General features: G+C 42.8%; 21 protein-coding genes. 10 read left to right on the top strand and 11 right to left on the bottom strand.

The annotated features are described in order from the left end of the window. Positions 1 to 268: 268 nt before the first annotated feature. Positions 269 to 766: an NADH-quinone oxidoreductase subunit C gene (locus AAFN85_RS19325; RefSeq protein ID WP_347529251.1), complete on the bottom strand. Its 498-nt coding sequence runs from the start codon at positions 764 to 766 to the stop codon at positions 269 to 271. Then, positions 763 to 1410: a pyridoxamine 5'-phosphate oxidase gene (gene pdxH, locus AAFN85_RS19320; protein WP_347529250.1), complete on the bottom strand. Its 648-nt coding sequence runs from the start codon at positions 1408 to 1410 to the stop codon at positions 763 to 765. The genes AAFN85_RS19325 and pdxH overlap by 4 nt, the downstream gene beginning before the upstream one ends. 109 nt (positions 1411 to 1519) lie before the next feature. Between pdxH and AAFN85_RS19315 the strand changes: the two genes are divergently transcribed. Then, positions 1520 to 2083 carry a YqgE/AlgH family protein gene (locus AAFN85_RS19315; protein WP_119409659.1) on the top strand — a complete coding sequence of 188 codons (564 nt, stop codon included), beginning with the start codon at positions 1520 to 1522 and terminating at the stop codon, positions 2081 to 2083. Positions 2084 to 2218: 135 nt separating this feature from the next. On the opposite strand, the gene purE is transcribed toward AAFN85_RS19315, so the two are convergent. The 3 genes from purE to AAFN85_RS19300 form a co-directional block, all read right to left on the bottom strand. Next, complete coding sequence (gene purE, locus AAFN85_RS19310) at positions 2219 to 2713, bottom strand: 5-(carboxyamino)imidazole ribonucleotide mutase (RefSeq protein ID WP_347529249.1); 495 nt, start codon at positions 2711 to 2713, stop codon at positions 2219 to 2221. Between the two features lie 113 nt (positions 2714 to 2826). Further along, positions 2827 to 3966 (bottom strand): 5-(carboxyamino)imidazole ribonucleotide synthase, encoded by a 1140-nt coding sequence (locus tag AAFN85_RS19305; RefSeq protein ID WP_347529248.1) that lies wholly within the window; start codon positions 3964 to 3966, stop codon positions 2827 to 2829. Between the two features lie 59 nt (positions 3967 to 4025). Next, complete coding sequence (locus tag AAFN85_RS19300; RefSeq protein ID WP_347529247.1) at positions 4026 to 4427, bottom strand: hypothetical protein; 402 nt, start codon at positions 4425 to 4427, stop codon at positions 4026 to 4028. Between the two features lie 177 nt (positions 4428 to 4604). Here AAFN85_RS19300 and AAFN85_RS19295 point away from each other — a divergent pair, with 177 nt between their 5' ends. Continuing rightward, on the top strand, positions 4605 to 6059 hold the full coding sequence (locus tag AAFN85_RS19295) for an isocitrate/isopropylmalate family dehydrogenase (RefSeq protein ID WP_347529246.1): 1455 nt from the start codon (positions 4605 to 4607) through the stop codon (positions 6057 to 6059). Between the two features lie 118 nt (positions 6060 to 6177). Continuing rightward, the gene (locus tag AAFN85_RS19290; RefSeq protein WP_347529245.1) at positions 6178 to 7059 is read left to right on the top strand and encodes a glycosyltransferase family 2 protein; all 882 of its coding nucleotides are present in this window, start codon (positions 6178 to 6180) and stop codon (positions 7057 to 7059) included. Between the two features lie 181 nt (positions 7060 to 7240). On the opposite strand, the gene AAFN85_RS19285 is transcribed toward AAFN85_RS19290, so the two are convergent. Continuing rightward, positions 7241 to 8455, bottom strand: a complete 1215-nt coding sequence (locus AAFN85_RS19285) for an NAD(P)/FAD-dependent oxidoreductase (protein WP_347529244.1) — start codon at positions 8453 to 8455, stop codon at positions 7241 to 7243. Between AAFN85_RS19285 and AAFN85_RS19280 the strand changes: the two genes are divergently transcribed. The 4 genes from AAFN85_RS19280 (at position 8454) to AAFN85_RS19265 (ending at position 11265) form a co-directional block, all read left to right on the top strand. After that, positions 8454 to 9077, top strand: coding sequence for an NADH-quinone oxidoreductase subunit A (locus AAFN85_RS19280; protein ID WP_347529243.1), 624 nt, complete (start codon positions 8454 to 8456; stop codon positions 9075 to 9077). The genes AAFN85_RS19285 and AAFN85_RS19280 overlap by 2 nt on opposite strands. Then, positions 9070 to 9552: an NADH-quinone oxidoreductase subunit B family protein gene (locus AAFN85_RS19275; protein ID WP_347529242.1), complete on the top strand. Its 483-nt coding sequence runs from the start codon at positions 9070 to 9072 to the stop codon at positions 9550 to 9552. Before AAFN85_RS19280 ends, AAFN85_RS19275 begins: the two co-directional genes overlap by 8 nt. 314 nt (positions 9553 to 9866) lie before the next feature. Then, positions 9867 to 10319, top strand: a complete 453-nt coding sequence (locus tag AAFN85_RS19270; protein ID WP_347529241.1) for a hypothetical protein — start codon at positions 9867 to 9869, stop codon at positions 10317 to 10319. Between the two features lie 37 nt (positions 10320 to 10356). After that, positions 10357 to 11265, top strand: a complete 909-nt coding sequence (locus AAFN85_RS19265; protein WP_347529240.1) for an alpha/beta hydrolase — start codon at positions 10357 to 10359, stop codon at positions 11263 to 11265. A gap of 4 nt (positions 11266 to 11269) precedes the next feature. Here the strand turns inward: AAFN85_RS19265 and AAFN85_RS19260 are convergent, their stop codons facing one another. Continuing rightward, positions 11270 to 11875 (bottom strand): hypothetical protein, encoded by a 606-nt coding sequence (locus AAFN85_RS19260; RefSeq protein WP_347529239.1) that lies wholly within the window; start codon positions 11873 to 11875, stop codon positions 11270 to 11272. A gap of 106 nt (positions 11876 to 11981) precedes the next feature. On the opposite strand from AAFN85_RS19260, the gene AAFN85_RS19255 reads away from it, so the two are divergent. Together AAFN85_RS19255 and AAFN85_RS19250 are read left to right on the top strand one after the other, a co-directional pair. Beyond that, entirely contained in the window at positions 11982 to 12491 is a 510-nt protein-coding gene (locus tag AAFN85_RS19255) for a hypothetical protein (RefSeq protein ID WP_347529238.1), read from the top strand. Beyond that, entirely contained in the window at positions 12472 to 13002 is a 531-nt protein-coding gene (locus AAFN85_RS19250; protein WP_347529237.1) for a GNAT family N-acetyltransferase, read from the top strand. The genes AAFN85_RS19255 and AAFN85_RS19250 overlap by 20 nt, the downstream gene beginning before the upstream one ends. A gap of 68 nt (positions 13003 to 13070) precedes the next feature. Here the strand turns inward: AAFN85_RS19250 and AAFN85_RS19245 are convergent, their stop codons facing one another. From AAFN85_RS19245 to AAFN85_RS19230, 4 genes are all read right to left on the bottom strand, one after another. Next, complete coding sequence (locus AAFN85_RS19245; protein ID WP_347529236.1) at positions 13071 to 13655, bottom strand: fasciclin domain-containing protein; 585 nt, start codon at positions 13653 to 13655, stop codon at positions 13071 to 13073. A 231-nt stretch (positions 13656 to 13886) separates the two neighbouring features. Continuing rightward, positions 13887 to 14291, bottom strand: a complete 405-nt coding sequence (locus AAFN85_RS19240; RefSeq protein ID WP_347529235.1) for a hypothetical protein — start codon at positions 14289 to 14291, stop codon at positions 13887 to 13889. A gap of 13 nt (positions 14292 to 14304) precedes the next feature. Continuing rightward, positions 14305 to 14988 (bottom strand): hypothetical protein, encoded by a 684-nt coding sequence (locus AAFN85_RS19235; RefSeq protein WP_347529234.1) that lies wholly within the window; start codon positions 14986 to 14988, stop codon positions 14305 to 14307. Positions 14989 to 15046: 58 nt separating this feature from the next. Continuing rightward, a complete protein-coding gene (locus tag AAFN85_RS19230; RefSeq protein ID WP_347529233.1) occupies positions 15047 to 15694 on the bottom strand; it encodes a hypothetical protein in 648 nt (215 codons plus the stop codon). A gap of 36 nt (positions 15695 to 15730) precedes the next feature. On the opposite strand from AAFN85_RS19230, the gene AAFN85_RS19225 reads away from it, so the two are divergent. Then, positions 15731 to 16747 (top strand): GntG family PLP-dependent aldolase, encoded by a 1017-nt coding sequence (locus tag AAFN85_RS19225; RefSeq protein ID WP_347529232.1) that lies wholly within the window; start codon positions 15731 to 15733, stop codon positions 16745 to 16747. Positions 16748 to 16786: the final 39 nt, after the last annotated feature.

Below are 16786 nucleotides of genomic sequence, written 5' to 3'. Positions count from 1 at the left end.
GCACGAAGCATCTTCTTCGCCCTGTATAGCGGCCATGCGTGTTGAAGAAGATCCTTCGCTATCGCTGCCATTGACAAGTCTATAACGCGTTGATAATCAAATGCGAAAAAATGTCATATGCAATGCTATTATTTGCTCGCAAATAAACCTTACTCAGGATGACAACTTTTTTTACTTACGGATAGAGGCATAGTAATAACACCTGGATTTGGACAAATAAAAAGGGACACATGTAATGCGTCCCTGCAAAAAATATCTTATCGATAACTCAATCAATCCTGATGCCCTTATAATACTCGGCATTCTGATAATCTTTCCTCAACGGAAAACCTTCCCAATCATCCGGCAATAAAATCCGGCGGAGATCCGGATGGCCTTCAAAGTAGATACCTACCAAATCGTAGGTTTCACGCTCATGCCAATCGGCCGTACGATAAACCTGATTTATACTCAAAAACTCAGGCAATACGGTGCTTTCCTTATCATGTGGTTTGCTTATTTTTAAAGTAAGCTGTGTTTTGTAGGGGATAGATGCCAGATGATAAACCACACCGTAACGGTTAGTTTCATCGTTATAATGCACACCAGTAAGGCTCGACAGAAAATCGAAATAAGTTTTCGGGTTATTGCGTAACTCGAGGCATACAGCAGCAATATCATCCGGATTGATAATCAACGCAGGCTGTAAGCCATTGGTTTCTTCACCAACAACTACGCCGTCGCCAAATTTTTCAATAAGCAGGTTTTTAATATCTTCAAAACTCATGGTGCAAGGCGTACTTTTTTCCAGGTTTTTTTATCAGTTTTTTTATACAGGATACGATCGTGCATCCGGCTCGGGCGACCTTGCCAAAACTCGATCAGTTGTGGCTTCACAATATAACCGCCCCAATACGATGGTTTAGGTACTTCCTTATCGGCGTATTCGGCTTCCAGTTCGTTCCATTTTTGCTCAAGTGCTTCGCGGCCGTCAATTTCCTGGCTTTGCGGAGAGGCCACAGCACCAACCTGACTTCCTTTAGGGCGTGAGTGAAAATATTTCTCCGACTCTTCTTTACTTACTTTTTCAATAGTCCCTTCAATCCGTACCTGGCGTTCCAAGCCCGACCAAAAAAAGGTTAATGCGCCATGCGGATTTTTAGCGATCTCCTTACCCTTGCGGCTAAGGTAATTGGTGAAAAACATAAAGCCATCTTTATTAAAACCTTTTAAAAGCACAATGCGAGCCGATGGTTTGCCGCCTATGGTGGCTGTTGAAAGCGTCATGGCGTTAGGTTCGTGCAATTTCGCTTCCAGGGCATCGTTAAACCATTGTTCAAACTGTTTTATAGGGTCGGCCTTGGTTGTGTTTTCTGATAGCGTAGATGCGCTGTAATCCTGCCTTAAATTTTGTATTTCCTGCTGATTCATTATTATGCAAACTTACAAATTAATTACCCCGTATATAATGATGTAAATCATTATATACAATTGAACATATTTTTGCTATGCTTGTTGTGTATTTAAACAGCTAAACTTTATGCTTAGTCCTATATCGGCCGCGGCAGGCCATTTACTTATTTCGGAGCCCTTTATGATGGATCCGAATTTTAAAAGATCGGTAATTATTTTAACAGAATACTCTGAAGATGGTGCTATGGGCTTTATCCTGAACCACCAGAGCGAATATTTATTGGGTGATGTGCTGCCAGACGTTTCCTACTCTGAAATAGCCGTTTACGAAGGCGGCCCTGTAGCTAAAAATACCCTGCACTTTATCCACTGTGCTCCCGATAAAATTGACGACGGCATTGAAATAGCCGATGGCCTTTACTGGGGCGGCGATTTTGAGCAGGTAAAACAACTGGTATCCAATTACCAGTTAGGCCCTAACGAGATCAAGTTTTTTGCAGGCTACTCCGGCTGGACACCTCAACAGCTTGATGAAGAGATAAAAGAAGACAGCTGGATAGTAGCCAACAAATTTGATGTAGAAAGCCTGTTTACGTTAGATGAGCAGGAACTTTGGAAGCACGTAGTGGTTAACCTCGGCCAGCGCTACGCCCATATCGCTAATTTTCCGGAAAATCCGGCGTTGAATTGAGTTTTAAAGTGATTAGAGGTTGGAGATTAGAGATTAGGCAGTATATCATTAAACAAATAAGGCCGCGGTTTATCCGCGACCTTATTTGTTTAATGAGTTTTTTCGATCAGACACCTAATCTCTGACCTCTAACCTCTAATCACTATCTTCCATTTCCCTTGCCGATTCTTCAACCTTCTTTTTAAGATTTTCTTTAAAGTCGATAAGGTTTTTTACCAGATATTCATCAGCTATTGATAGGATCTGCGCTGCAAGGATACCCGCGTTTTTAGCCGCGTTTAAAGCTACAGTTGCTACCGGGATGCCGTTTGGCATCTGGAGGATAGACAGGATGGAATCCCAGCCATCGATAGAATTGCTTGATTTTACAGGCACGCCAATTACCGGCAAATGAGTTAACGAAGCAACCATACCAGGCAAATGCGCTGCACCACCGGCACCTGCAATGATCACCTTAATACCACGATCGGCAGCTGCGCGGGCGTAGCTAAACATCCTGTCGGGAGTGCGATGGGCCGATACTACGGTTATTTCGTATTCAACGCCCAATTCGGCTAAAACATCGGCAGCATCCTGCATTACATTCAAATCGGATTTGCTGCCCATTATAATGGCGACTTTTGTACTCATGCTTTTATTTTTAAACGTCATTGCGAGGTACGAAGCAATTGCGAACATGCAAGGGCGAACCTGCTAATTGGGGATTGCTTCGTGCCTCGCAATAACGCGTGGTGATTTCTTTATTAACTGATTACTTTTAGAGTTTTCTGAACAAATTTCGCCTTTTCAATAGCCTTCTCACGGTCAGCATCAACAATAGTAACATGCCCCATTTTCCTGAACGGCTTTGTTAACGCTTTACCATAAAGGTGAATATACACTCCCGGTACTTTCAGCACTTTCTCAATGCCCTGGTAAATGGCTGGGCCTTCGTAACCGGCTTCACCTAAAACGTTTACCATAATGGCGTTGTTAAGGCAAGCTGTATCACCTAATGGCTGGTTAAATATCGCCCTTAAATGCTGTTCAAATTGTGATACTACGTTACCCTCAATAGTTTGGTGACCACTATTATGTGGGCGTGGAGCAAGCTCGTTAACTAAAATCCTACCTTGCTTGTCCAAAAACATCTCAACAGCTAACAAGCCCACAATTTTCAGGTTGTCGGCAATCTTTTTGGCTATCTGTTCGGCTTTTTGCTGTACGGCGAAAGGTAGGGTAGATGGCGCTATCAAAAACTCAACAAGGTTGGCTTTTGGGTTAAACTCCATCTCAACCATAGGGAAGGTGCTGATATCGCCGTTTTCGTTACGGGCAACTATTACCGCAATTTCCTTTTCAAAATCTATCCATTGCTCTATAAGGCTTGGCTCTTTGAACGCTCCGGCCAGGTAGCTTTCGTCAATAACTTTATATACGCCTTTACCATCATAGCCGTCTTTACGCAGCTTTTGGATATATGGAAAAGGAATCAAACTTTGTTGTAATTGCTGCGGAGAGGCGATGATCTGGAAATCGGCAGTGGGGATATCGTTCTCTTTAAAAAACTGTTTCTGCAGTCCTTTATCCTGGATCAGGCGGATAACGCGCGATTGCGGGTAAACCAATACCCCTTCTTTTTCCAGTTGTTCAAGGGCGTCAACATTAACCTTTTCTATTTCGATAGTTAACAGGTCGACAGTTTTACCGAAGTTGTAAACGGTTTCATAATCGCCCAATGAGCCAACGGTAAACTCATCGCATAGTTTACGGCATGGGGCTTCGCGATCGGGATCGAGTATTTTAACAGTAACGTTATAGTTTATGGCTTGCTGTATCAGCATGCGGCCTAATTGTCCTCCGCCTAAAATACCCAGTTTTAAGTCTCCGTAAAATGCTTTCATATTTTTGAAGATGCAAGTTTAGCCTAAATCTTTTAAAAAGCCTATAAAATGAGCAAACATCAGCGTTTCAGACTGCGCTTTTTTGTCATCAGGTAATAAAATACACTGTGCACAACAATAAAAGTTGCGGCGGTAATGAAATAGAGCGCTTTGTTTTGAGGGCTCAACTGCTCCAGCCTGAAAGCTGTGATCAGGAACACTATCGACCCCGCGTAGTAAAGCACCAACCTTACCGATAGGTTATTGTAGTAGGCCGGATTAGCTAAAAACAGCGTAGGCAGGCTCATTACAAAAATGATGATATTTAAAAAAGCTACGCTTTCGCTTAGCGATGGTAAAATGCTTTTAAGGTCCTGGTCCAGGCCTTTGTTTTGCATGGCGTAATAAGCGCAGCTTACTACAATAGATATGATTACTGAAAACAGGAACGTTTTAAAAAGTTGCCTTGCAATTGGCTTCATAGTGATTTTGATTTGATAAGTGCAGACCGGTGTTTTCCGGTATTTAAAAATGCAAATTAACGCATCAGCAGGCGAAATGCGCTAATCGCAATGTCACAAATTGATAGTACATCGCCCGCGGCAACCTCAAAAAGCCGTACCTTTGCGCCGTTTTTACACTTTTAACGTCTTTTTTTAATGAAAACTAAAATAGCAGTAGCAAACGGTGATGGCATTGGGCCGGAGATCATGAACGCCGTTTTGAATATTTTTGAAGCAAGTAACGTACAGCTTGAGTATGAGTTTGTTGAAATGGGTAAATCTTATTTTGATGCAGGCCACTCAACCGGTATGACAGCGCTTGCTAAAGATACCATCGAAAAATTGGGCATCCTTTTTAAAGGCCCAATGGAAACCCCTAAAGGTAAAGGTGTAAAAAGTATAAATGTAACTGCCCGCAAAGTTTGGAATACCTACGCCAATCAACGCGATTTCCGCAGTTTGAACGGCGTTGATACCGTGTTTTCAAAAGCCGGTATCCCTATCAACTTAACTATCATTCGCGAAAATATTGAAGATACTTACGGCGGTATTGAGCACTTGTTAACTTATGATGTTGCTGTTGGTCGTAGGATCATCACCCGCCCGGGTTCGGAGCAGGTGATCCGTTATGCTTTCGAGATGGCACGCCGTAAAGGTTATACCAAACTGGCTTGCGGTCATAAAGCCAATATCATGAAACTTACCGATGGTATGTTTTTAGAGGTGTTTTATGAAGTAGCGAAAGATTTCCCTGAGATCCAGGCATCAGATATCATTGTGGATGATCTGTGTATGAAATTGGTATCCCGCCCCGAAACTTTCCAATCTATTGTGTTAACCAACCTACAGGGCGATATCGTATCTGACCTTTGTGCCGGTTTAGTTGGCGGTTTAGGTTTCGCTCCATCTGCTAACATTGGCGATAATATTTCAATTTTTGAAGCTGTACACGGTACTGCACCTGACATTGCAGGTAAAGGTATCGCTAACCCTACAGCTTTGTTGTTATCTGGTATTTCGATGCTCCGTTTCCTTGGCGATTCGGTTAATGCGGCTAAAATCGAGAACGCGTTATTATACACCTTAGAGCAAGGCGTACATACCGGCGACTTTGGTGATAAAACTATCCCTGCTTCAAACACTACCGAGTTTGCCAATGCAGTAATTGCCAATTTAGGTCAAACTCCTGCTAACGGTGCTGTTGTGGCTACCCAAGGCTTTGAAGAAAGAGGCGAAGCGTTTAAACCTCTAAAAAATAAATTGACTTCAACAGCTGGTATTGAAGAAGAGATGATCGGTATTGACGTATTCGTACAAAGCGATCTTCAGCCTGCCGAGCTTGCCGAATTGGCGAAAGCGGTGCTTACTGATAATTTTAACCTGGTAATGATCTCTAACCGTGGTACACAGGTATGGCCAACCGGATCGATTTTTACCGAACTGGTAAACGAATACCGCGTTCGTTTTGAGAAAAAAGACGGCAAAGCCATCACCCAAAAAGAATTATTGCTGATAGCTGCTGAGTTCTCTGATAAAGTAAAAGTATGCTCTGCCGAGTTCCTGATGAATTTTGGCGGTAAAATTGGTTATACTTTGGCTCAGGGCCAATAATTAGCTAAGTACTATAATTTTAATGGCCTGGGGGTAATCCCCCAGGCCATTTTTGCGTTTTAATATCTTGTTTCCTGACTCTCCAAGTCTTGATTCTCTTGCTATCTTTACCCCATATATGAAAGTATCCGGTTTTACCTTTATCAGGAACGCTGTACGTAATGATTATCCTATTGTTGAGGCTATAACATCCATACTGCCGCTTTGCGATGAGTTTATTGTAGTTGTAGGTAACTCCGACGATGGCACCCGCGGATTGATTGAAGGTATTAATTCGCCTATTATAAAAATTATTGACTCGGTTTGGGATGAGTCTTTAAGAGAAGGAGGGAAGGTTTTCGCGGTAGAGACTGATAAAGCTTTCGCCGCCATATCGCCAGATGCCGATTGGTGTTTTTATATCCAGGGTGATGAGATGGTGCACGAAAAATATCACCCGCTAATAAAAAAGGAAATGCAGGAAGCTTTGAACAAACCCAATATTGAAGGCCTGCTGTTTAAATACCTGCACTTTTATGGCTCGTACGATTATTACGGACACTCCAGGCGCTGGTACCGCCGCGAGATTAGGTTGGTAAAAAATATTAAAGGCATCCATTCTTATCGTGATGCCCAGGGTTTCAGACTGGATGATCGTAAGATAAAAGTGAAACTTATTGATGCCTATGTTTACCACTACGGTTGGGCAAAGCCACCTAAAGGTTTAACCAACAAAGTGCGCAACTTTAACCAGTTTTATCACGGCCCAAATTGGGAGGAGCAACAGCCCCCCGAAACCTATGAGTTTGATTACGGCAATGCCGATAGGTTGATCCGCTTCACCGATACGCACCCGCAACCCATGCAAAAGCGTATAGCCGCCACCAACTGGAATATTGAGTTTGATCCTCAAAAAATTAAAAAGAATATGAGTTTCAGGCGCAAACTACTTCAGAAGGTTGAAGATTTAACGGGCTGGAGGGTGAGCGAGTATAAAAACTATAAGATTGTGGAGCGGTAGGAGTCAACTTTCTCCTCCTTGTCATTGCGAGGTACGAAGCAACCGCACGGAAGCAAAACCGCTCTGTATAGCATGCGGTTGCCACGCTACGCTCGCAATGACATGATGTATTAGAAAATGTTCGAAAGTAAATCCGTGAAATCCTCAAAAGTCAAATCAGAGTAATCAAACCAATCAACGGTCAAATATTCTGCGCAATCACAAATCCGCTTGCCCAGGCCCACTGAAAATTATATCCGCCCAGCCATCCGGTAACATCCACGCATTCCCCACCAAAAAACAACCCGGGAACCTTTTTGGCTTCCAGCGTTTTTGACGAAAGTTCATCAGTTGCAACCCCACCGCGCATTACTTCGGCTTTGTCATAACCTTTATCGCCGGCAGGCTTCACCTTAAACTCGTGGATCAACGCGCTGATCTCTTCAATATCGGTTTTTGTTAATGATGCCATGTTTTTTTCAACCGGCAGTTTATCACTTAATGCCTCGGCAAATTTGCGGGTATATAGGCCGGCTATGAAGGCCAGTAGCATTCTTTTGCCGTTGGCTTCCCGTTCCTGTTGAATAAGGTCGGCTATGTTTTGGTTGGGGAGCAAATCTATGTAAATCAACTCGCCGGGCTTCCAATACGATGAGATCTGTAAAATTGCTGGTCCGCTGAGGCCCCAGTGGGTGAAGAGGATATTTTCTTCAAAGCTTGCCCTATCATTCCAAACGCGACAGAAAATGCTGTTACCAGATAGCTGCTCGTACCAGGGTTGATCTTTACCGGTGATGGTAAGCGGTACCAGGGCGGGAGCAGTATCAATTATCTGTAGACCGAAATTACGCGCTGTACGCAAGCCAAAATCGGTAGCCCCCATCTTGGGGATAGGCAAACCGCCAGCTGCCATTACCACACTGCCAGCGCTGATGTATTCCTGCTTGCCATTCACTTCGACACGAACGGTAAAGCCATTTTCAGTTTTCTCAACCGTTTTAACTTCGGCGTTAAGCCAAATTTCCTGGCCGAGGTCATCGCAAAGGTTAGTGAAAACTTCCACCACATCTTTCGCTTTATCACTCTCCGGAAAAAGCTGACCTAAAGTTTTTTCTTTCCCGCTGATGCCGTAGGTTTCAAAAAAACTGATGGTATCATCAACCGTCCATTGCGAAAACGCTGATTTGCAGAAGTGAGGGTTTTGCGATATAAATTGCTGATCTGTAGCGTACAAGTTAGTGTAGTTGCAACGCCCGCCACCGCTAATGAGGATCTTGGCGCCAACACGGTCGTTTTTCTCCAATACCAGCACACGTTTGCCTAAAAAGCCTGCCTGTACGGCACACATGAGGCCGCACGCGCCTCCGCCAATTATTATAGCGTCGAAATCTGTTTGTTTTACTAAATTTGTACTCATGACGGATGTTTCGCAAATATCAGAATTTGGAAAGATACTCATCTTTATTATTACGGGGATAATAATGGTGTGCGTGATATTTTTTATCAACAGGCTTTTGGCCCCCAATAACCCCAATCCCGAAAAACTAAGCTCGTATGAATGTGGTGAAGAGCCAACCGGCAATGCCTGGCTACCATTTAACCCTCGTTTTTATGTAATAGCGCTGGTTTTTTTACTGTTTGATGTAGAGATGGTGTTTATTTTTCCTTGGGCAACGGTATTTGGCAGTCATGAAATTGCCGCGCAGGATGCCCGCTGGGGATGGCTTTCACTTACCGAAATGTTTGTTTTTTTAGGCATTCTGATACTGGGCCTTGTTTACGTTTGGAAAAAAGGCGACCTGGACTGGATCAAACCCAATCCCGTGCTGCCACAAACTGATGTGATCATCCCGGCATCGCTGTATGAGCAATTAAACCAGGAGCAAAGCACTTATACTGTAAAACCTTTCAGTATAGAGACAGCTGCAACTGTAGCCGCAACTTCTTCAACTGCCACTGCTACTGCCCCTGCTGCTACTGCTACAGAACCCCGCAAACCTATGTTTAAACCCGCCTTTAAAAAGCCTGCAAATGAGTAACGATATAACCAGCGAAAACGGTGGCGTAGTGATAACCAAAATGAACGATCTGCTTAACTGGGCTCGTTTGTCATCGCTATGGCCTTTAAGTTTCGGTATTGCCTGCTGCGCTATCGAAATGATGGGTTCGATGGCTTCAACGTATGATCTTGATCGCTTTGGCGTATTCCCGCGCCCATCTGCCCGCCAGGCCGATGTGATCATCATTGCCGGTACCGTTACCTTCAAAATGGCCGAACGCATTAAACGTCTGTACGAGCAAATGCCCGATCCTAAATACGTGATCTCGATGGGGTCATGCTCCAACTGTGGCGGCCCTTACTGGCAACATGGTTACCATGTGGTAAAAGGAGTTGATAGGGTGATCCCTGTTGATGTATATGTGCAAGGCTGTCCGCCAAGGCCTGAAGCCTTGATCGGTGCTATTTTGGAATTGCAGAAAAAGATTGAGACAGAGCAATTGATCAAAGCCTAAATGCTCAATCTATTTAAGAATAAAGCAGTTAGACGCAAGTTATCATCGTTGATAACCGCGGCTAAATATTTAGGTTTAAGCGATAGTGACTGCAAAATCGCATTAGCGTATCTTGAAGTTAATGAGTGGGGGCTATGCTTTGATCAGATTATAACCCAGATATACGAGTTTGATATTGCGATAGATACAGAGTTTTATGGCTTAATTGCGGATATCGCAAACGATTTCGAATTGAAAGATGACGATTATTCTTTTATACAAAGTTTGATAAAGGATTAGTTTCTTCCCCGAAAATATATCTTAAATTCCATCTTATGAAAGTCCTGCTCGTTCTCATCATAAGTTTTATCCTAACCGCCACATTGTCCCGCTTTTTCATGGGCGATTGGAACCTCACGCTTAGCGGAAATGTAGCCATGATGCTGATGCTCTGGTTTGCATCCTTAGGGCATTTTATGTTTACCAAAGGGATGGTAATGATGATGCCATCATTCATCCCATTTAAAGGTGCATTGGTTTACCTAACAGGCATCATGGAAATTGTGCTTGGCCCTTTGCTTATTGTTAACGCCACAAGGCATACAGCCGGGATCATCTTATTGTTGATGCTTGTTGTTATGCTCCCTGCCAATATCAACGCAGCCATCAAACATGTCGATTTTGAAAAGGCCACCTACAATGGTAGTGGTACGGGCTATCTTTGGTTTCGTATCCCTTTGCAGGTTTTATTTATCGCCTGGGTATTATATTTTTCGATAGGTATTTGATTAGGGATATCTCTTATCTTTAAGCAATTAACCAGTTATGAAAAAAATCGTCTATCCTATACTTGCTGTGCTTATCGGCATTGCTACCTTATCCGCGGAAGCGCAAACATCAACACCCAAACAGCCATTTTTTCCGAAAGGGACTATTTTATACGGTGATATCAATTACACCGGAGATACCCTTAAGAAGCACCTGTTGGATATTTACCTGCCGCCTGTTGTAAAAGATAGCTACCCGGTTATTATCTGGATCCATGGCGGAGCCTGGATGCTGAACGATAAATATGCCGATATGGGCTATATGCAGAAAACCGTTCAGGGATTTATTGATAACGGCTATGCCGTCGCTTCTATCGATTATCGTTGGAGTACCACCGCGCCGTTCCCCGCGCAAATTCAGGATTGTAACCAGGCTATTGAATTTCTGTATCAAAACGCATCGAAGTATAAACTCAACAAAGATAAATTAGGTGTGATCGGTTTTTCGGCAGGAGGGCACCTCGCTTCGCTGCTCGCTTTATCCAATAATAACAATATCAAACAGTTTTATCCCGAAGGCAACAAACCTCATTTTAAAATAAAACTGGCGCTTGATTTTTATGGACCGTCAAACTTTTTATCGTTAAAAGGCGCTGATGTTAACGACCCTAAAAGCCCGGTGAGTTTGTTATTGGGCGCTTATGCTATTGATAGGCCCGATCTGGCTAATATTGCCAGCCCGGTTACTTATGTTGATAAAAATGATCCACCGTTTTTAATTGTACAGGGCGAAAAGGATGAATCTGTTAATTACACGCAATCCGTTTTATTAAGCTCTTATTTAAAACTCTCGGGCGTAAAAAATGAATTGATCATTGTACCTAACGCGCCGCATTACGGGGTGATGTTTGATGCGGAAGATATCAGGAAGCGGGTGTTTTATTTTATGGATACTTATCTGAAGTAGAGGATCAGGCCAGTTTCCGTTCAGCAACAACAGCTTTTAGTACATTTTGTAATACAGCGGCATTCCAATCGTTAGCGAAGCTGTAGCTTTTATGTTGACGCTTGTTTTGCGTGTTATAGATCATGAAGTAATTGGCATAATTGCTGATGCCTATTTCATGCCATAGCAACACGTTTTTGTCGTCCCAGCGGATGCCTGAATCAAAAAAGTTAACACCGCAAAGTTCAAACGGCTGACCTATCTTATAAAGTTCGTGGTAATAACTGGCGTTGCTTGCAAAATAATTATTCCATAGCTGGTTTATCAGCTCCGTCCACGTTTTATAATATTCGTGCTTTTTAATGTGGTAGTAGCTGTTAAATTTTATAGATGTGATTTGCTTGTCGTCATCCTTTACCTCTACAAAATAATGCCAGCCAATGGTAAACGCGTAGCCACTAATGCGCCTGTAGCCATATCTGAAAGCGTTTAGTTTTTCAACCGGGATGGAAATGGCATTATCGATATTGCCATTTTTTAGGATATTAAATTCAACCGCGTCAAAATTTACAGCCTTTAAAGTTTTGCTGCCAAATAGCTTTGATATTTTGATGGTTGTGACCGGTTGCATTATGATGTAAAAATACTCATCAGCATTAACATTCAGTAATGCGTAAAAGAAATAATACTTAAACAGGCCTGTAAAAACTATAACTTTATAGCCTTGTTAATGTGCCATGCCGATAAAACAGAACCCCGAGCAAAAAAGTACAATAAAGAATATCCTTTTTACCGGTTTTATTACAGGAACGCTGGATGGGCTTGCCGCCATGCTGATAAACTATAAAGTTAATCCGGCGTTTGTTTTTAAGTTTATTGCCAGCGGTGCGTTTGGCAAGGCCGCTTTTGGCGGTGGTGCCGAAATGATAGTTGCCGGCGTGCTGTTTCACTATATCATAGCGTTTGCGTTTAGCGCAGCGTTTTACTTGGCTTATCCGTTTTTTATAAACGGATTAAGGAACAAATATGCAGTAGCTTTTATTTACGGTATGGCAGCCTGGATAGTAATGAATATTGGTGTTGTGCCTCATAGTAAGATCACCATGCCGCCGGGTTACCGTATCCCCGTTGCAACTATATTAACCGGAATGGCAACGCTGATCATTTGCATTGGGCTACCAGTTGTGTTAATAGCCGACAGGCAGAATAAAAAGAAAACGGATAATCATGTTGCAAAAAAAGCTTGATACCGAACGTTTGCATTTAAGGCAGCTGACGGATGTAGATGCTCCCGGTATTATGGCTATCCGTTCCAATCCACAAGTAAACAAATACGTTGGGCGCTCCAATGCTTGTACACTTAATGATGCCATAGCGTTTATTGGCAAGATAAAAAATTTAGTAGCCGATGGCGGCGGTTTTTATTGGGCGATAACTTTAAAAGAGAATCACGAGCTGATAGGAACTATTTGCTATTGGAACCTTGAACCGGCCGAAGATAAAGCCGAAATTGGTTATGAACTTCTTCCTGATTATCAAGGCCAGGGATATATGACCGAGGCGGTTGATGCTGTATTAGCCTTCGGGTTTGAAAGTTTGAATTTTAAACTGATAACTGCCTGCCCGGTTGCACATAACCTGAGTTCTGCAAAGCTATTGGATCGAATCGGTTTTGTACTTGCAGGAGATTTTATAGATAAGGAGACCGGAAATAGACATCTTGATTACCGGCTTTCCAACCCATCCATCACCCCATAAAAGAAAAGACCCGGCTAAATAACCGGGCCCTTCCTGGATTTAAAATTTAATAAAACATGTACTGATCATTAAGGCATCATGATGCCATTAATACCGTGTATCACGCCATTGCTGGCTTCGGTGTCAAAAGCGGTAACCAATACGGCGTTGCCTTTTGCATCTACAATTTGCAGGTTGCTTTTATCATTTACCGATAAATGCAGTGTCTGCCCGTCGATAGTTTTCAAATCTGCTTTGCCTTTTCCTGCACCTAAAGCTTTAATGATATCGGCTTTGGTATATTTACCAGCAACCACGTGGTATTTCAGGATCGGGGCAAATTTTGCCGGATCTTTCATTAAGGCGTCAAACTGTGCTTTTGGCAATTTGCTAAATGCTACATCATTTGGTGCAAATATGGTAAACGGACCGGGGCCTTGTAAAGTAGGCTCTAACTGAGCCGATTTTACTGCAAGGGCCATAGGCGCGTAATTAGTTGAAGTTGCCATCGTGCCAACCACATCGCCCGATGCAGCTGTTGATGTTGTTGCAGCAGGAGCGGCAGTTGTTTTAGCAGTATCTTTTTTGGTTGTATCCTGTGTTTGAGCCATGGCATTTGTAGTAAAAAATCCAATGGCTACCGAAGTAACGGCTATTAAAACTGACTTTTTCATGTTCATCTTTCTTTCTGTTTTTGTTAGTAAATTAAAATGTAATGAGTATCAGTTTTTGTCGATATGATTAATTAAAAGTTATTTAATTGGTTAATTACAATAGTTTAATAACTTATAAGTACGCAAAATGGTTTTAAATTAATTGATATTTGTAGGTAACACCGTGAGGCAGAGGAACAAAAAAGCCCGTTTAAACTTGTTTTAAACGGGCTTTTTTTAAGGGTGAAATAGTTATTTCCTGTTGCTGATCAAGGCAATAGAATTATCCTTAGAGAGCAGGATATTGTTTTTTTCGTGAGTCAACGGAAAAAAATAATCTATTCCCTGAGGAACTGCCGAGCTATACTGATCTATCCCACCGGCTTTGTATTTAATTTGATCCATATAGAACTCAATTGCAGGGTTGGTTAACAGTTTAATACTATCAAGCTTTTTTATGTTTGTGATGGATATCCAGGGAGATATTTCGCTATCACGTAACAGTTTGTAATCAACTGGGTCAAGATATACAGTAGCCTTTTTATCAAAAAAAGTAAATCTGCCGAAGGCATGCTTATCAGGATTGAAGGGTTTAAAAGCAATATTCAAGCTTGCAAACGCTGTGGCACTTACAATAAAAAACTTTAGCTTTTTCATATTTCATGCTTCCCTATTTTCTCGCCTTTTGCAACTCGGCAAAGTAAGCAAGCAGCTTATCTATACTTTTCAAAGTGTATTTGTGTTCGTGGATCTTATCAACGGCATCGGGTTCATCGCCCATTACATCGCTCATAATATCTTCAAAATTTTGATCGGTAAGGCGTTTCATACCGGCTGTGTTTTCGCCGTAATAGTAAACGGTTTTCGAACTGCCACCACGGCCACCTCCGCCACCAAGGTTAATGCCTATGCCGCCTCCAAGTCCGCCGCCATAGCCACCGCTTCCGTAGCCTGCCGATATGCCCGGCGAGATACCGAAACCGCTTCCGCCGCCGCCTTTACCGCCTTTGGTCATGTATAGTTTTACTGGTTCGTCAAGCACTACCTGTACAAAGTCAGTTTCTTCTTTAGCCCACGATTCATTGGCTGGAGCATGAGCTACCACAAAGCTGTCTTTTCCTGCTACGTACGATTGCAGGTCGCTGGCGCTTAGCTTATAGGGATTGTTTTTTTCGTTCTCCTTAAATTCAATAAAACCTTCGTCTTTTATGGGGCCTTTACCGGGAGGGTTGGTGCGGATTAGACCGGTTTCCCGGTTGCCTTTTACATCGGTAAAGCTGCCTTGCTGCCATTTTTGGGCATAGGCGGATACTGAAAACGCTATGAAAAATAAAAGTGTTAAAACGGATCGCATAATATTTCTATGTACTTGTACAAATAACGCAAATTTCAGCTTTTTAATATCAGCCAAACTATTTCGCGTTTTTTGGTAATTCGCCGGTTTTATAATATTTAACAAGGTCGGCGATGTGTTTGTGATCAAATGTTTTATCGTTAATGCGGGCTAATGCTTCTGGCTTGTCGCCCATGATATTTGATAACAGCTCGGTGAAGTTGTCTTTAGTGATACGCGTAAGGTGCTCGGCATCCGGCCCTGCGTAAAAAACCGAATAATTTAAATCAATGCCGCCGGGACTACTATATCCAGGCATCCTATTCATGCCTACTGAAAAAGAACCTCCGCCGCTGCCTTGTGTATATGGTAAATAGCTGTATAATTTCGAGGAATTGTTGTTCAGAACAATTTTGATGATCGGGTTCAATTTAAAATCCTTGTTTTTGATCACCGCGAAGGTATCGGCCTCCATAGTAAAGCTTTTCATAAAATTGGTAGATACATACACAAAATCGCCATCCTTGCTCTCTTTGTAGCTGATGCAGCCACCTTTGCCTTTACCAAAAAGATTTTGGTCGGCAATAGTCCAGCTTACGTAGCCTTTGTAAATTTTATTGGTAGTATCAACAAACGAACCGGGAACAAATTTATCAAAGCGTTTGCTTTGAGCCTGGGAGATAACGGTAACACTTAAAATACACAACAATAGAAAAATAGTCCGCATAAGATTTAGATATTTGAGACAAAAATAAATATTTAAATGCAATTGACCGTTGATTTACGAAGCGATACCGTAACCAAACCAACCCCCGGTATGCTCGAAGCTATGTGGAGCGCCAAAGTAGGCGATGATGTGTTTGGTGAAGACGAAACTATAAACGCCCTCGAGGCTAAAGTTGCCGCCATGTTTGGCATGGAAGCAGGCATTTTTTGCCCCTCAGGCACCATGACCAACCAGATAGCCATTAAATGCTTTACCCAGCCATTGGATGAGTTAATTGCCGACCAAACCGCGCACGTTTACCGCTACGAAGGTGGGGGCATAGCCTTTAACTCGGGTGTATCAACCCGCCTGCTTGAAGGTTACCGCGGTATCATAACTGCCGAAATGATCGAGCCGGAGATCAATGCCGAAAATATCCACTACCCGCATACCAGTTTGGTTGTGCTCGAAAACACTGTTAATAAAGGCGGCGGTAGCTGCTACACACTAAATGATATCAAGCCCATAGCCGATCTTTGCCGGGATAAACGGCTGAAGCTACACCTTGATGGTGCCCGCATTTTTAATGCCCTTGCTCATACCGGCGACGCGGCTTTAGATTATGGCAAATACTTCGATGGTATTTCGGTTTGCTTATCCAAAGGGTTGGGCGCGCCGGTAGGTTCGGTTTTACTGGCCGATAAAGAGACTATCAAATACGCCCGCCGTATCCGTAAGGTTTTAGGTGGAGGAATCCGTCAGGGCGGCTTTTTAGCTGCTGCTGCTATTTACGCTTTAGATCATCATGTGGAGCGATTGAAGATCGATCACGCCCACGCCGCTGTTTTAGGAGAAGAACTGGCCCGTTTACCATGGGTAACTACCGTGATCCCGGTACAAACAAACATTGTGCTTTTTGATACTGTTGAACCAGCCGCTGTTGTATTGGCTAAGCTTGCTGAAAAAGGAATTAAGGCGAGTGATACCGGTAAAAACCGCATTCGCTTTGTTACGCACCTGGATGTGCATCCGGAGCAGGTGGAATACACGGTGGAGGTTTTGAAAGGATTATAAATTTGCAAAGCCAGACTTACGAAGTTTTTAAAACTTCGT

Origin of the sequence: Mucilaginibacter sp. CAU 1740 (assembly GCF_039839285.1) — a bacterium.
GTDB lineage: Bacteria > Bacteroidota > Bacteroidia > Sphingobacteriales > Sphingobacteriaceae > Mucilaginibacter.
Note: the sequence above shows the minus strand (reverse complement) of the source record. Positions and strands in the feature narration are given on the sequence as shown.

What these genes read in the sequence shown, in the direction of transcription:
- AAFN85_RS19230 (WP_347529233.1), bottom strand. Translation starts at nt 15,694, where the DNA reads ATGCGGACTATTTTTCTATTGTTGTGTATTTTAAGTGTTACCGTTATC.
- AAFN85_RS19280 (WP_347529243.1), top strand. Translation starts at nt 8,454, where the DNA reads ATGACGGATGTTTCGCAAATATCAGAATTTGGAAAGATACTCATCTTT.
- AAFN85_RS19250 (WP_347529237.1), top strand. Translation starts at nt 12,472, where the DNA reads ATGTTGCAAAAAAAGCTTGATACCGAACGTTTGCATTTAAGGCAGCTG.
- AAFN85_RS19240 (WP_347529235.1), bottom strand. Translation starts at nt 14,291, where the DNA reads ATGAAAAAGCTAAAGTTTTTTATTGTAAGTGCCACAGCGTTTGCAAGC.
- AAFN85_RS19255 (WP_347529238.1), top strand. Translation starts at nt 11,982, where the DNA reads ATGCCGATAAAACAGAACCCCGAGCAAAAAAGTACAATAAAGAATATC.
- AAFN85_RS19260 (WP_347529239.1), bottom strand. Translation starts at nt 11,875, where the DNA reads ATGCAACCGGTCACAACCATCAAAATATCAAAGCTATTTGGCAGCAAA.
- AAFN85_RS19235 (WP_347529234.1), bottom strand. Translation starts at nt 14,988, where the DNA reads ATGCGATCCGTTTTAACACTTTTATTTTTCATAGCGTTTTCAGTATCC.
- AAFN85_RS19270 (WP_347529241.1), top strand. Translation starts at nt 9,867, where the DNA reads ATGAAAGTCCTGCTCGTTCTCATCATAAGTTTTATCCTAACCGCCACA.
- AAFN85_RS19295 (WP_347529246.1), top strand. Translation starts at nt 4,605, where the DNA reads ATGAAAACTAAAATAGCAGTAGCAAACGGTGATGGCATTGGGCCGGAG.
- AAFN85_RS19300 (WP_347529247.1), bottom strand. Translation starts at nt 4,427, where the DNA reads ATGAAGCCAATTGCAAGGCAACTTTTTAAAACGTTCCTGTTTTCAGTA.
- purE (WP_347529249.1), bottom strand. Translation starts at nt 2,713, where the DNA reads ATGAGTACAAAAGTCGCCATTATAATGGGCAGCAAATCCGATTTGAAT.
- pdxH (WP_347529250.1), bottom strand. Translation starts at nt 1,410, where the DNA reads ATGAATCAGCAGGAAATACAAAATTTAAGGCAGGATTACAGCGCATCT.
- AAFN85_RS19305 (WP_347529248.1), bottom strand. Translation starts at nt 3,966, where the DNA reads ATGAAAGCATTTTACGGAGACTTAAAACTGGGTATTTTAGGCGGAGGA.
- AAFN85_RS19225 (WP_347529232.1), top strand. Translation starts at nt 15,731, where the DNA reads ATGCAATTGACCGTTGATTTACGAAGCGATACCGTAACCAAACCAACC.
- AAFN85_RS19285 (WP_347529244.1), bottom strand. Translation starts at nt 8,455, where the DNA reads ATGAGTACAAATTTAGTAAAACAAACAGATTTCGACGCTATAATAATT.
- AAFN85_RS19245 (WP_347529236.1), bottom strand. Translation starts at nt 13,655, where the DNA reads ATGAAAAAGTCAGTTTTAATAGCCGTTACTTCGGTAGCCATTGGATTT.
- AAFN85_RS19325 (WP_347529251.1), bottom strand. Translation starts at nt 766, where the DNA reads ATGAGTTTTGAAGATATTAAAAACCTGCTTATTGAAAAATTTGGCGAC.
- AAFN85_RS19315 (WP_119409659.1), top strand. Translation starts at nt 1,520, where the DNA reads ATGCTTAGTCCTATATCGGCCGCGGCAGGCCATTTACTTATTTCGGAG.
- AAFN85_RS19275 (WP_347529242.1), top strand. Translation starts at nt 9,070, where the DNA reads ATGAGTAACGATATAACCAGCGAAAACGGTGGCGTAGTGATAACCAAA.
- AAFN85_RS19265 (WP_347529240.1), top strand. Translation starts at nt 10,357, where the DNA reads ATGAAAAAAATCGTCTATCCTATACTTGCTGTGCTTATCGGCATTGCT.
- AAFN85_RS19290 (WP_347529245.1), top strand. Translation starts at nt 6,178, where the DNA reads ATGAAAGTATCCGGTTTTACCTTTATCAGGAACGCTGTACGTAATGAT.